The 12,886-nt window shown below is 61.5% G+C and carries 16 protein-coding genes; 9 read left to right on the top strand and 7 right to left on the bottom strand.

The window, feature by feature from the left end:
- Nucleotides 1–4: 4 nt before the first annotated feature.
- The 8 genes from lptC (at nt 5) to HWV67_RS09800 (ending at nt 5,507) form a co-directional block, all read left to right on the top strand.
- On the top strand, nt 5–577 hold the full coding sequence (gene lptC, locus HWV67_RS09835) for an LPS export ABC transporter periplasmic protein LptC (RefSeq protein WP_175651085.1): 573 nt from the start codon (nt 5–7) through the stop codon (nt 575–577).
- Nucleotides 564–1,094 (top strand): lipopolysaccharide transport periplasmic protein LptA, encoded by a 531-nt coding sequence (gene lptA, locus HWV67_RS09830; RefSeq protein ID WP_175651084.1) that lies wholly within the window; start codon nt 564–566, stop codon nt 1,092–1,094. The genes lptC and lptA overlap by 14 nt, the downstream gene beginning before the upstream one ends.
- The gene (lptB, locus tag HWV67_RS09825; RefSeq protein WP_095159609.1) at nt 1,094–1,819 is read left to right on the top strand and encodes an LPS export ABC transporter ATP-binding protein; all 726 of its coding nucleotides are present in this window, start codon (nt 1,094–1,096) and stop codon (nt 1,817–1,819) included. Before lptA ends, lptB begins: the two co-directional genes overlap by 1 nt.
- 177 nt (nt 1,820–1,996) lie before the next feature.
- Nucleotides 1,997–3,490 (top strand): RNA polymerase factor sigma-54, encoded by a 1,494-nt coding sequence (locus tag HWV67_RS09820; protein ID WP_095159608.1) that lies wholly within the window; start codon nt 1,997–1,999, stop codon nt 3,488–3,490.
- An 81-nt stretch (nt 3,491–3,571) separates the two neighbouring features.
- The gene (hpf, locus tag HWV67_RS09815; RefSeq protein ID WP_095159607.1) at nt 3,572–3,880 is read left to right on the top strand and encodes a ribosome hibernation-promoting factor, HPF/YfiA family; all 309 of its coding nucleotides are present in this window, start codon (nt 3,572–3,574) and stop codon (nt 3,878–3,880) included.
- Nucleotides 3,881–3,892: 12 nt separating this feature from the next.
- Nucleotides 3,893–4,357, top strand: a complete 465-nt coding sequence (gene ptsN, locus HWV67_RS09810) for a PTS IIA-like nitrogen regulatory protein PtsN (protein WP_095159606.1) — start codon at nt 3,893–3,895, stop codon at nt 4,355–4,357.
- Between the two features lie 2 nt (nt 4,358–4,359).
- Complete coding sequence (gene rapZ / locus HWV67_RS09805) at nt 4,360–5,214, top strand: RNase adapter RapZ (RefSeq protein WP_095159605.1); 855 nt, start codon at nt 4,360–4,362, stop codon at nt 5,212–5,214.
- A gap of 20 nt (nt 5,215–5,234) precedes the next feature.
- Nucleotides 5,235–5,507 carry an HPr family phosphocarrier protein gene (locus tag HWV67_RS09800; RefSeq protein WP_175651083.1) on the top strand — a complete coding sequence of 91 codons (273 nt, stop codon included), beginning with the start codon at nt 5,235–5,237 and terminating at the stop codon, nt 5,505–5,507.
- Between the two features lie 9 nt (nt 5,508–5,516).
- Here the strand turns inward: HWV67_RS09800 and HWV67_RS09795 are convergent, their stop codons facing one another.
- The 6 genes from HWV67_RS09795 to pmbA form a co-directional block, all read right to left on the bottom strand.
- Entirely contained in the window at nt 5,517–6,410 is an 894-nt protein-coding gene (locus tag HWV67_RS09795; RefSeq protein WP_175651082.1) for a ZIP family metal transporter, read from the bottom strand.
- Between the two features lie 11 nt (nt 6,411–6,421).
- Nucleotides 6,422–7,033 carry a superoxide dismutase gene (locus HWV67_RS09790; RefSeq protein ID WP_095159602.1) on the bottom strand — a complete coding sequence of 204 codons (612 nt, stop codon included), beginning with the start codon at nt 7,031–7,033 and terminating at the stop codon, nt 6,422–6,424.
- Nucleotides 7,034–7,495, bottom strand: a complete 462-nt coding sequence (locus HWV67_RS09785) for a tetratricopeptide repeat protein (RefSeq protein ID WP_175651081.1) — start codon at nt 7,493–7,495, stop codon at nt 7,034–7,036.
- Between the two features lie 27 nt (nt 7,496–7,522).
- On the bottom strand, nt 7,523–8,899 hold the full coding sequence (locus HWV67_RS09780; protein ID WP_175651080.1) for a class II fumarate hydratase: 1,377 nt from the start codon (nt 8,897–8,899) through the stop codon (nt 7,523–7,525).
- Entirely contained in the window at nt 8,892–9,293 is a 402-nt protein-coding gene (locus HWV67_RS09775) for a FagA protein (protein WP_095159625.1), read from the bottom strand. Before HWV67_RS09775 ends, HWV67_RS09780 begins: the two co-directional genes overlap by 8 nt.
- A 131-nt stretch (nt 9,294–9,424) precedes the next feature.
- Nucleotides 9,425–10,771, bottom strand: coding sequence for a metalloprotease PmbA (pmbA, locus tag HWV67_RS09770; protein ID WP_095159599.1), 1,347 nt, complete (start codon nt 10,769–10,771; stop codon nt 9,425–9,427).
- A gap of 109 nt (nt 10,772–10,880) precedes the next feature.
- On the opposite strand from pmbA, the gene yjgA reads away from it, so the two are divergent.
- Nucleotides 10,881–11,402 (top strand): ribosome biogenesis factor YjgA, encoded by a 522-nt coding sequence (gene yjgA, locus HWV67_RS09765; protein ID WP_175651915.1) that lies wholly within the window; start codon nt 10,881–10,883, stop codon nt 11,400–11,402.
- Between the two features lie 42 nt (nt 11,403–11,444).
- On the opposite strand, the gene tldD is transcribed toward yjgA, so the two are convergent.
- Nucleotides 11,445–12,884: a metalloprotease TldD gene (gene tldD, locus HWV67_RS09760; protein WP_175651079.1), complete on the bottom strand. Its 1,440-nt coding sequence runs from the start codon at nt 12,882–12,884 to the stop codon at nt 11,445–11,447.
- Between the last annotated feature and the right edge of the window lie 2 nt (nt 12,885–12,886).

Below are 12,886 nucleotides of genomic sequence, written 5' to 3'. Positions count from 1 at the left end.
AGCCATGTTCAGCAAGAAAATCCGCAATATCGCGCTGTTCAGCGTGATGGCCGCGCTGCTCGCAGCGGTCGGCTACTGGAATATCGGTCCGGAGAGCTTCCTCGACCAGCCCGTTGCCCAGGTCGACGAAAGCGCTATCGACTACTATGCGATCAACGCCCACAGTGTGCAGTATCTGCCTGACGGCAAGCTGCAATACGAAATGACCGCGGACAAGGTCGAGCACCTCAAGGCCAGCGAAGTCACATTGCTGACTACGCCAGACCTGCAGATGTATCGCGGCACGGCCTACCCATGGCACGTGCAGAGCGCTCGTGGCGAGGTCAACCCGGACGGCACCGAAGTTGAATTGATCGACTCGGTCCGGGTTGCCCGCACCGACGACCAGAGCCGCACAACCATCATTACCTCCAGCCGCATGACGGTATTCCCGCAGAAGCAATATGCGCAAACCGAGCAAGACGTTAGAATCGACGGCGCCGGTGGCGTGACTACGGGCAAGGGAATGAAAGCGTATTTGAAAGACGGCAGGATGGACCTGCTGTCCAACGTAAGAGGACAGTATGAGGCTCGTTAAAACCCTCCCCTTTTTGCTCAGCCTGAGCGCAGCACTGGGAAGCGCGAGTGTCTGGGCCCTGCCTAACGACCGCGATCAACCCATTCGCATCCAGGCCGACGACGCCCAACTGGACGACAAGCAAGGTATCGCCACCTACCGTGGTGACGTGATCATCACTCAAGGTTCGATGATGATCAAAGGCAACACCGTGACCCTGACTCGTGCGCCAAACGGCGACATCGATGTGGTGACCTCCGTCGGCAACCTTGCCTACTTCGAGCAGCAGCAGAGCGCTGCGAAGCCGGACAAGATGCAGGGCTGGGCAGTCAACATCCAGTACCAGGCTCAGAAAGACCTGATCATCCTGACCGACAAGGCCAAGGTGGTGAATGAAGGCAACACGACCGAAGGCGAGAAAATCGTCTACAACTCCAAGACTCAGGTCGCCACTGCAGGCCGCGCCGGCAACCAGAAGGTCACCCAGCCACGTCAGCGTATCGACATGGTGATCCAGCCGAAGAAGAAGGCCGAGTAATGGCAACCCTTAAAGCCCAGCACTTGGCCAAGAGCTACAAGAGCCGACAAGTCGTGCGTGACGTCAGCCTGTCGATCGACAGCGGACAGATCGTCGGCCTGCTCGGCCCTAACGGCGCCGGCAAGACCACCTGTTTCTACATGATCGTCGGCCTGGTTCAGGCCGATCAGGGCCGCGTGCTGATCGACGACCTGGACGTCAGCCACCAGCCAATGCACGGCCGCGCACGCGCCGGCATCGGCTACCTGCCCCAGGAAGCCTCGATCTTCCGCAAGCTGTCGGTGGCCGACAACATCATGGCGATCCTGGAAACCCGCAAGGAACTGGATCGCGAAGGCCGTCGCAAGGAGCTGGAAAGCCTGCTGCAGGAATTCCACATCAGCCACATCCGCGACAACCTCGGCATGAGCCTGTCCGGCGGCGAGCGTCGTCGCGTGGAAATCGCCCGCGCCCTGGCTACCGCACCGAAGTTCATCCTGCTCGATGAACCCTTCGCCGGTGTCGACCCGATCTCGGTCGGCGACATCAAGCAGATCATCCACCACCTGAAAGCCAAGGGCATTGGCGTTCTGATCACTGACCACAACGTCCGTGAAACGCTGGATATCTGTGAAACCGCTTACATCGTCAACGATGGCCAACTGATCGCCGAAGGCGACTCGGAAACCATCCTGGCCAACCAGCTCGTCAAAGAGGTGTACCTGGGCCACGAGTTCCGTCTGTAGGCTCGCGTATCGGAGTGGTCCGAGCGCTGCGATTCAGCCACGATTGCGGCTTAATTGTTACAGCGCTCTAGGCAAACGTTACAGTTTCAGGCATATATCTTGCTTAGAATTGGCGCCCGCGCGCCCCTGTAGTTGATGGCGCATGCGCGCCGGCGAATAAGGTGTTAAGCCCCAGCCATGAAACCATCGCTCGTCCTAAGAATGGGCCAGCAACTGACGATGACCCCGCAGTTGCAACAGGCTATCCGTTTGCTCCAGCTCTCCACACTGGATCTGCAGCAGGAAATCCAGGAAGCCCTGGAGTCCAACCCGATGCTCGAGCGCCAGGAAGAAGGCGAAGACTTCGACAACAGCGACCCGATGGCCGACAACGCCGAGTCCAAGCCTGTTGCCGAGTCCCAGGAGAGCAGCTTCGAGCAATCCGCGCCCACCGTGGAAAACCTCGAAGAAGGCGAATGGAACGAGCGCATCCCCAACGAACTTCCGGTCGATACCGCCTGGGAAGACATCTACCAGACCAGCGCCAGCAGCCTGCCCAGCAACGACGATGACGAGTGGGACTTCACCACCCGCACATCGGCCGGCGAGAGCCTGCAAAGCCACCTGCTCTGGCAGTTGAACCTGGCACCGATGTCGGACACCGACCGACTGATCGCTGTAACCCTGATCGACTGCATCAACAACCAGGGCTACCTCGACGAGACGCTGGAAGAAGTCTGCGAATCCTTCGACCCTGAACTGGATATCGAACTGGACGAGATCGAAGCCGTCCTGCACCGCATCCAGCAGTTCGAACCCGCCGGTATCGGCGCACGCAACCTGGGCGAATGCCTGTTGCTGCAGTTGCGCCAGCTGCCCGCCAACACACCGTGGATGGCCGAGGCCAAGCGACTGGTCAGCGATTACATCGACCTGCTCGGCAGTCGCGACTACAGCCAGCTGATGCGCCGCATGAAGCTCAAGGAAGATGAGCTGCGCCAGGTGATAGAACTGGTCCAGAGCCTGAATCCACGCCCTGGCTCGCAGATCGAGTCGAGCGAACCCGAATACGTGGTTCCCGACGTGATCGTGCGCAAGGACAGCGATCGCTGGCTGGTGGAGTTGAACCAGGAAGCGGTGCCGCGCCTGAGGGTCAACCCGCAATATGCCGGCTTCGTTCGCCGCGCCGACACCAGCGCCGACAACACCTTCATGCGCAACCAACTGCAGGAAGCTCGCTGGTTCATCAAAAGCCTGCAAAGCCGCAACGAGACGCTGATGAAGGTGGCGACCCAGATCGTCGAACACCAGCGCGGCTTCCTCGACCATGGCGACGAGGCGATGAAACCGCTGGTACTGCACGACATCGCTGAAGCGGTGGGCATGCACGAATCGACGATTTCCCGGGTCACCACGCAGAAATACATGCACACGCCCCGCGGAATCTATGAGCTGAAGTACTTTTTCTCCAGCCACGTCAGCACCTCCGAAGGCGGTGAATGCTCGTCCACGGCGATCCGCGCAATCATCAAAAAACTGGTTGCCGCGGAAAATCAGAAAAAGCCATTGAGTGACAGCAAGATCGCTGGTTTACTGGAGGCACAAGGCATCCAGGTAGCACGTCGCACCGTCGCCAAGTACCGCGAATCCCTCGGCATCGCACCGTCGAGTGAGCGCAAGCGATTGATGTGACCTTCCCTGAGGTGTGCCATCGCAATTCAGTGGCAGGCGCAACACCTGCCTCTTTATGCACGGCAACAAAGGAGAAGCAGTATGCAAGTCAACATCAGTGGACATCATGTAGAAGTCACTCCGCCGCTGCGCGACTATGTCGAGCAGAAGCTCAAGCGTGTAGCAAGTCATTTCGACAAGATCACCAATGTGCAGGTGATCATGAAGGTCGAGAAACTCCAGCAGAAAGTGGAGGCCACCCTGCAAATTCCCGGTGGTGAAGTGGTAGCAAACGCCGAAGATGCAGACATGTATGCCGCGATCGACTCCTTGGCCGACAAGCTCGACCGTCAACTGAAAAAACACAAGGAAAAACAGCAAAGCCTGCTGCAAGGTACGGCTGCACGCTGATCCCCCTCATCCATGATCCGACTTGAATCCATCCTGACCCCCGGCCGTTCCCTCGTGAACGTGCCGGGTGGCAGTAAAAAGCGCGCACTTGAACAGATCGGCAACCTGATCGGGAAAGAAGTTCCTGATCTGGACGGCCAGACCGTTTATGAAGCCCTGATTGCCCGAGAAAAACTCGGCTCGACAGGATTTGGCAATGGCATCGCCATTCCCCATTGCCGCCTCAAGGGCTGTGCAAGCCCTGTCAGCGCATTGCTTCACCTGGATGCCCCCATAGATTTCGACGCCATCGATGGCGCCCCGGTAGACCTGCTGTTCGTTCTGCTGGTGCCCGAGGCTGCCACCGACGCCCACCTTGAACTGTTGCGCCAGATTGCCAGCATGCTCGATCGCAAGGATGTCCGCGACCGGCTTCGTGCGGCCAACAGCAGTACCGCCCTGTACCAGGTCGTCCTGGACGTGCAGAACGAGCCCTGAGCATGCGCCTCGTCATCGTCAGCGGCCGATCCGGCTCGGGCAAGAGCACCGCCCTCGACGTCCTTGAGGACAACGGCTTCTACTGCATCGACAACCTCCCCGCCGGCCTGCTCCCGCAGCTGGCGGAAAGCGCCCTGATCAATACCGAATTGCTGCAGCCACGGGTCGCGGTGTCCATCGACGCGCGTAACCTGCCGAGCCACCTGACACGCTTTCCGGAGCTGCTGGACGACGCGCGTGCGCGCCATATCCAGTGCGATGTGCTGTATCTCGACGCCGATGAAGAAACCCTGCTCAAGCGTTTTTCGGAGACCCGTCGACGCCACCCGCTGACCAACCAGGACCGCTCGCTGGCCGAGGCAATCCGGGTCGAAAGCGAGTTGCTGAGCCCGATTGCCGATCTTGCCGACCTGAAGATCGACACCACCAGCCTCAACCTCTATCAACTGCGTGACTCGATCAAGCTTCGCCTGCTCAACCAACCTGAGCCGGGCACCGCGTTCCTGATCGAGTCCTTTGGCTTCAAGCGCGGCATGCCGGTCGATGCTGACGTAGTGTTCGACGTTCGCTGCCTGCCGAACCCTTATTGGAAGCCCGAACTGCGCGAGCACTCCGGGCAGGATCAGCCGGTCATCGATTATCTGGCCGCGCAGCCGGATGTGGAGGAAATGTTCCAGGACATCTCCTCCTACCTGCTCAAATGGCTGCCCCGCTTCGCCGCCAGCAATCGCGCCTATGTCACCATTGCCATTGGCTGCACTGGCGGCCACCACCGCTCGGTCTACCTGACCGAACGACTGGGGCAGTTGCTGCAACCCATATTGAAGAACGTTCAGGTCCGCCACCGCGACCTCTAGTCCACAGGATCCCTCCCGCGATGCCCGCAACCGAAATCGAGATCATCAACAAGCTGGGGCTGCATGCCCGTGCAGCAGCCAAGTTCGTTGGCGTGGCGGGCAAGTATTCCTCAACCGTGAAGATTGGGCGCACCCCCGACAAACTGGTCGATGGCAAGAGCATCATGGCGGTCATGATGCTGGCGGCGGGCAAAGGCACCAAGGTGCATTTGCTCACCGAAGGGGAAGATGGCGAAACGGCACTGGACGCGCTGATCGAGTTGATCAACAACCGGTTCGACGAAGGCGAGTAAACCGCGCTGTCAGGACAGCGCGGTATCCATCACCATCATCAGGCAGAAGCCGATACACAGCCCCAGACTGGCCAGGCGATGGTGCCCGTTGGCCCGTGACTCGGGAATGATCTCCTGGGTCACCACCAACAACATGGCCCCGGCCGCAAAGGCCAGGCCCAGCGGTAGCAGCAGTTCAGCCACTTTCCCCAGCCAGGCGCACAACAGTGCCGCCGCCGGCTCTACCAGCCCGGATGCCGCACCGATCAGGAACGCCTTGAATCGCGCCACCCCGGCTCCCGCCAGCACCAACGCAATCACCAGGCCTTCCGGCACGTCCTGCAGGGCAATGCCCATCGCCAGGCTGTCCGCATCCGGCATGCCGCCGCCGGCAGAAACGCCGATGGCCATGCCTTCCGGAATGTTGTGGGCAATGATCGCGATCACGAACACCCAGATCCGCGCAGGCACCACCGGCTGAGTACTCGACGCTACCAGCGCATCAGGCGAGACCCCGGAAACCTTGAGGTCAACGAGGTACAGGCACAACGCGCCGAACAGCAGCCCGAAACTGATCAGACCGCCCGCGCCCCACTTGCCGAAGCCCACTGCCTGAGCAGCGTCGAGCCCCGGAATGATCAGCGAGAACGCTGTGGCAGCCAGCATGACGCCAGCTCCGAACCCCAGGAGGGTATCGGCCAGCGCCACGGGCATATTGCGAATCACCAGCACCGGCACCGCGCCAAGCGCCGTGCCCAATGCACACAGCGCCCCGCCTTCCAGCGCCCGCAACATCCGCGGCTCCAGATCGAGCCAGGCAATGCCTTTGACGACCAGCAACGCCGTGCCGACCAACAGCAGCAAGGTACCCAGGGCCAGACGGAACAAGCGCACACTGCCTATGGACAAGACATCCGAACGCATCCGTCTGTCACTCACGCCAGGGCAGCAACGTAACGCCGCTCTACTTCGGCCCAGTCGACCACGTTGTAGAAGGCGTTGATGTATTCCGGACGACGGTTCTGGTACAGCAGGTAGTAGGCGTGCTCCCAGACGTCCAGGCCGAGGATCGGCGTATTGCCGTTCATCAGCGGGCTGTCCTGGTTGCCACTGCTTTCCACGACCAGTTTCTTCTCGGGAGTCACGCTCAGCCACGCCCAGCCGCTGCCGAAGCGGGTCAGCGCCGCCTTGGTGAACGCATCCTTGAAGGCATCAAAGCCACCAAGCTGCTCATCGATGGCCTTGGCCACGCTGTCTTGTGGCACGCCGCCACCGGTCGGCGACATCACAGTCCAGAACAGCGAATGGTTGGCATGCCCGCCACCCTGATTGATGACCGCCGCCTGCAGGTTTTGCGGCAGTTGCTTGACCGCAGCCACCAGTTTTTCCACCGGCCACTCAGCCCACTCCGTGCCATCAACTGCGGCGTTGAGGTTGTTGATGTAGGTCTGATGGTGCTTGGTGTGGTGGATCTGCATGGTCTGGGTGTCGATGTGCGGTTCCAGCGCATCGTAGGCGTAAGGCAATGCAGGCAAGGTGTAAGGCATTTAGTGAATTCCTTGTTGGAAGGCTCGTGGGGTCACGGGGTCCTGACCAGCCAGCACACCGGGCTGCGGTTCCTGCCGGTAAAGCAGGCGCTCGGTGCGCGGATACTGGCCGTATTCGCTGATGAAACTCAGCAGTTCGGTGTAAGTCTTTCCGCTCTGGCGCAGAGCTGCTTCGCGCAAGTTCTGCGACAGGCGCATGTCCTGGCTGGCGCCCAGCAGCCGCTGATGGATCGCACAGAGATACTCAGCGCTTTCCTGCGGCTGCTTCAGGCGCAGATGAAGGTCTGCCAGGTTGTGATGCGAGATCACACAGGCGGCCACTGCTTCGTCGGCGTCATGCCAGCGTTCGAAGAGCACCTGGGCCAGGGCCAGGGCCTGCAAGTACAGCTCGCGGGCATCGACCAGATCACCCTGGTTGAACAGGCGGTTGGCGATTTCTGTGGTGCGTTTCCAATGCTGCATGGCAAACCTCCAAAGCAGTGAACGGCGTCAGATGCCGCCGGCGGTGAGCTTTTCCGGATCCAGCAGGACTTCCAGCTGGGTACGCGACAGCTCGGTATGTTCCAGCGCGACGTCGATGACCGGGCGCCCTTGTTTGTAAGCGGTCTTGGCGATTTCGGCGGCCTTCTGGTAGCCGATGATCGGGTTCAGCGCGGTGACCAGGATCGGGTTGCGCGACAGCGCTTCCTTGAGCTTGGGCTCGTTGACCTTGAAGGTGGCGATCGCCTTTTCAGCCAACAAGCGGCTGGCATTGGCCATCAGCTCGATGCTGCTGAGCAGGTTCAGGGCAATGACCGGCAGCATCACGTTCAGCTCGAAGTTGCCGGACTGGCCGGCGACAGCGATGGTGGCGTCGTTGCCGATGACCTGGGCGGCGACCATCGCCGTGGCTTCCGGAATCACCGGATTGACCTTGCCCGGCATGATCGAAGAGCCCGGTTGCAGACCTTCCAGCTCGATCTCGCCGAGGCCGGCCAGCGGACCGGAGTTCATCCAGCGCAGGTCGTTGGCGATCTTCATCAGCGCCACTGCAGTGACCTTGAGCTGGCCGGACGCCGCCACCGCAGTGTCCTGGGAGCCGATCAGGGCGAACAGGTTTTCACCTGGCACGAACTCGACCTGGGTAAGGCCGCTCAGCTGCTTGGCGAACAGGCCGGAGAACTCGGGGTGCGCGTTGATGCCAGTGCCGACAGCCGTACCGCCTTGCGCCAGCGCCTGCAGGCTCGGCAAAACATCCTGCAGATGGCCGATGCTGGCCTTGATCTGCTGCGCCCAGCCGCCGAGCACCTGGCTCATGCGTACCGGCATGGCGTCCATCAGGTGAGTACGGCCGGTTTTGACGAACGGGTGAACCTGCTCGGCCTTGGCCTCGATCACCTTGACCAGGTGGTTCAGCGCCGGCAGCAGTTGCTCGTGCAACGCCAGCGCGGCACTGACGTGGATGGTGGTCGGGATGATGTCGTTGCTGCTCTGGCCGCAGTTGACGTGATCGTTCGGGTTGACCGTGTCGCCCAGCACGCGGCTGGCGATGGTCGCGATCACTTCGTTGGCGTTCATGTTGGAGCTGGTGCCGGAACCGGTCTGGAACACATCCACCGGGAAGTGCTGCATGAAGTCGCCGGCGAGCAGTTGCTCGACCGCTGCGACGATGGCCTCGCCCTGCTCCCGGCTCACTTGCTCGAGCTGGATGTTGGCCTTGGCTGCCGCGGCCTTGGCCAGCAGCAGTGCGCGAATGAACTGCGCCGGCATGCGTTGCTGGCTGATCGGGAAGTTGTTGACCGCGCGCTGGGTCTGGGCGCCGTACAGGGCCTCGGCCGGCACCTGCAGTTCACCCATGCTGTCACGCTCGATACGGGTATTACTCATCATCAAGTCCTTGCATCAGTTCAGCGGAAGAAATCGAAGGCAACAGCGTGCAGTTCGCCAGTTGCAGGGCCAGCGGCTGCCAACGCTGGCCGTGCTCGCCGCCATCGAGCTTGCGCAGTTGCAGCAGTGGTCGCCACGCCTGGTCGAGACACAGGCAGCGCCAATGCCACGGCAACATACGGTCGCAGGCGGTATCGAGCAGAAGACGGAAAGAAGTGAGGGCCACGGTCCAGGCCGAGGTATCGGTACAACAGACCAGATAACGACCTTCGGCCAGATAGTGTTCGATCACGCGCGGCTCGTCGGGCTCGAGCGCACAGCGGATACGCCGGCTCAGCCAGCGCCAGTTTTCGAGGTAGGGCAATTCGTGGAGGACGGATTTCATGAATATCATCACCATCGTAATGATATTCATTATTAATTGATAAATAGAATCAGTTCAAGCTCGTTTCTGCAGAAACAAAAAACCCGGCGCAGAGGCCGGGCTTTCAGAAACACCTTGGGTGAACAGACCCTGTGGGGAAATCAGCTTCCCGCGACGGTCATGCGCTCGATCAGAATCGAGCCGGTGTGGATGTTGCTACGGGTTTCAAGATCGCTACCGATGGCGACAATCTGCTGGAACATGTCTTTCATATTGCCGGCGATCGTCACCTCTTGAACGGCGAACTGGATCTCGCCATTTTCCACCCAGTAGCCCGCCGCACCACGGGAATAGTCACCGGTCACCATGTTCAGGCCATGCCCCATCAACTCGGTTACCAGCAACCCGCGACCCATGCGGCGGATCAGGGCGGCCTGGTCCTCGACACCGTGGGTGACGAACAGGTTGTGCACACCGCCCGCGTTGGCGGTGCTGGGCAGGCCCAGTTTGCGACCTGAGTAGGTGCCGAGCACGTAGGACACCAACTGGCCATTTTCGACGAACGGTTTGGCGTAGGTCGCCAGACCGTCACCGTCGAACGCGGCGCTGCCCAGTGCGCGAGGCAGGTGCGGACGCTCGTCGAGGGTTAGCCAGCTCGGGAACAACTGCTGGCCGAGAGTACCTTCGAGGAACGACGACTTGCGGTAAAGGTTGCCGCCGGAAATCGCCGAGAGGAAGCTGCCGAACAGGCCACCGGCCAGTTCTGCGGAGAACAGCACCGGCACTTCGCAAGTCGGCACCGGCCGCGCACCCAGGCGGCTGGCCGCGCGCTGGGCCGCACGCTGGCCGATGCTGCGTGGATCGGCGAGCAACTCGCCCTGGCGATTGACGTCGTACCAGTAGTCACGCTGCATCTGCCCGTCGCCTTCGGCGATCATCACGCAACTCAGGCTGTGGCGGGTCGAAGCGTAACCGCCGATGAAGCCGTGGCTGTTGCCGTAGACCCGGCAACCCTGATGGGTATTGAGGGTCGTGCCGTCAGCGTTCTTGATTCGCGCATCGGCATCGAAGGCCGCGGCCTCGCAGGCCAGCGCCTTTTCGATGGCCTGCTCGGGGGTGATATCCCAGGCGTGATAGAGGTCGAAGTCCTGAAGATCGCGGGCCATCAGCGCCGGATCGGCCAGCCCCGAGCAATCATCTTCAGAGGTGTGTTTGGCGATGGCCAACGCTGCGGCGACCGTCTCGCGAATCGCCTCGCTGCCGCTGGCCGAGGTGCTGGCCGAGCCTTTGCGCTGGCCGACATAGAGGGTGATGCCGAAGCCCTGGTCACGGTTGAATTCCACCGTTTCCACTTCACGCTGACGTACCGAGGTCGATAGCCCCTGCTCCAGCGATACCGCCACTTCACAGGCACTGGCGCCCTGGCGCTTCGCTTCGGCGATGATCTGCTCGACCTGCTCCTGCAAGGCCGGCAGGGCTTGCGGACCTACGCTCTGGACTGCACTCATGGTTTTCTCCACTCAAATACGGCGTTCGGCGAGGGTCATCGAGCGACCGGGCCGGACAAGCGGCCCCCGACTGGTTATCATGGCGGCGTTTCTCAGCGGACTGCCCCCCATGGTTGATTCTTACGATGCCTTCGACGAAGGCGAAAAAAGCAAAACCCAGATCAAGCGCGAGATGCAGGCGCTGGTCGATATGGGCGAGCGCCTCACCACGCTCAAGCCCGACACCCTGGCCAAACTGCCTCTGACCGATGAATTGCGCAGGGCTCTCGAAGAGCACAAGAAGCACACGGCAAACGAGGCCAAAAGGCGTCACCGGTCATTCATCGGCAAGCTGATGCGTGACCAGGACATTGATGCCATCAACGCACTGCTTGAGCAGCTCGACGCCTCCACCCGCCAGTACAACGAGCGCTTCCACAACCTCGAGCGCTGGCGTGACCGGCTGATCGAGGGCTCCGACGAGGTCCTGGAAAAATTTGTCCAGGAGTTCCCGGAAGCCGATCGCCAGCAACTGCGTTCGTTCATCCGCCAGGCCCAGCACGAGCAGAAGACGAACAAGGCGCCATCCGCCTCGCGCAAGATCTTCAAGTACATTCGCGAACTCGACGAAGTTCAGCGCGGCCTGCGCTGAGTTCCGCCACCGGGCAGGCGCCCTGCCCGCCCGGTTTCATCTTTATGCGCCCGTGCCACCCACGGTGATCGCATCGATCTTCAGGGTCGGCTGGCCCACGCCAACCGGCACCGACTGACCATCTTTCCCACACGTTCCTACGCCACTGTCCAACGACAGGTCGGTGCCGACCATCGACACCCGGCTCATCGCTTCCGGCCCGTTGCCGATCAACGTCGCGCCCTTGACCGGCGTGGTGATCTTGCCGTCTTCGATCAGGTAGGCCTCGCTGGTGGAGAACACGAACTTGCCGCTGGTGATATCCACCTGGCCACCGCCGAGGTTGGCGCAGTACAGGCCACGCTTGACCGAAGCGATGATCTCCGCCGGATCACTCTCGCCGGCGCGCATGTAGGTGTTGGTCATGCGTGGCATCGGCAGATGGGCGTAGGATTCGCGCCGGCCGTTGCCGGTCACTGCCATGCCCATCAGACGGGCGTTGAGCTTGTCCTGCATGTAGCCGACCAGCTTGCCGTTCTCGATCAACGTGGTGCATTCAGTCGGAACGCCTTCGTCATCGACGCTCAGCGAACCGCGGCGCCCTTCCAGGGTGCCGTCGTCAACGATGGTGCAGAGGCTCGACGCGACCATCTCGCCCAGCCGACCGCTGTAGGCCGAACTGCCCTTGCGGTTGAAGTCGCCTTCCAGACCATGGCCGACCGCTTCGTGCAGCAGCACGCCGGACCAGCCCGAGCCCAGCACCACAGGCAAAGTGCCCGCTGGCGCCGGGACGGCTTCCAGGTTGACCAGCGCCTGGCGCAGCGCTTCGCGGGCGAAGCCCATGACCCGATCGTCGGTGAAATAGCGGTAATCGGTGCGACCGCCACCACCGTGGCCACCGCGCTCGCGGCGACCATTCTGCTCGACGATGACGCTGACGTTGAAACGCACCAGCGGACGAATGTCCGCAGCGAGGCTGCCGTCAGCGGCGGCGATCAGGATGCGCTCCCAGACCCCGGCCATGCTCACGCTGACCTGTTGAATACGCGGGTCTAGCGCACGTGTGGCGGCGTCGACGCGCTTGAGCAGGTCGACCTTCTCCGCCCGGCTCAGCACTTCCAGTGGATTGTCAGGCGCATAGAGCGCAGTGACGTCCTGGCTGCGGAAGGCCTGGACCGTACCGTTCTGCCCTGCCCGGGAAATCGAGCGAGCGGCGCGGGCGGCGGAGGTCAGGGCTTCGAGATTGATTGCGTTGCTATAGGCAAAACCGGTTTTCTCCCCGGACTGGGCACGTACGCCCACACCCTGGTCGAGATTGAAACTGCCTTCCTTGACGATGCCGTCTTCCAGCGCCCAGGACTCCGAAATCTGGCCCTGGAAGTACAGGTCGGCGGCGTCGATACCCGGCCCGGCCAACTCGCCCAGCACCGATTGCAGGCTGTCGAGGGTCAGGTCGCCGGGGGTCAGCAGCTGCTCGCTGACACGTGTTAACAACTCGCTCATAG

Source organism: Pseudomonas sp. Marseille-P9899, from assembly GCF_903166565.1.
In the GTDB taxonomy this organism is placed as follows: domain Bacteria; phylum Pseudomonadota; class Gammaproteobacteria; order Pseudomonadales; family Pseudomonadaceae; genus Aquipseudomonas; species Aquipseudomonas huaxiensis.
Note: the sequence above shows the minus strand (reverse complement) of the source record. Positions and strands in the feature narration are given on the sequence as shown.